We start from the raw sequence: 387 nt of genomic DNA on the forward strand, positions 1-387 counted from the left end.
ACAAGCTCACCGTAAACATGGCTCCTGTGCCTTCGTTCACTGACACGGCTGGGGTGATAGACAGCGCTGGGCGGTCATCGTCCGGATCTGGGTCTGGACCACTGCCATCATCAAGAATGGTACCCACGCCGGTGGCGGAGCCATTGGTAGTAACATTGTTGTTATCAGTGACGGTCACGCCGAAGGTTTCTGGGCCTTCGAAGATGTCATCCTGCGTGGTGGCGACGGTGACTTTAAACTCAGTGACCCCTGCTGGTAGAGTAATGTTGCCATCAGTAATGGTGAGAGGCACATCAGACACGCCGTCGTTATACGTGGCAGTCATGGCACCTATATCGCCAGACTCAGCGGTGTAACTGCCATCGGTTGCATTAGCGAGGTTCAACA

General features: G+C 54.5%; 1 protein-coding gene. It reads right to left on the reverse strand.

Annotated features, from left to right (window positions below; genetic code table 11):
* The coding region (locus TZ48_RS23800; protein WP_162674712.1) for a calcium-binding protein at positions 1-387 on the reverse strand (387 nt) is incomplete at both ends.

This window comes from Vibrio variabilis, from assembly GCF_003263785.1.
In the GTDB taxonomy this organism is placed as follows: domain Bacteria; phylum Pseudomonadota; class Gammaproteobacteria; order Enterobacterales; family Vibrionaceae; genus Vibrio; species Vibrio variabilis.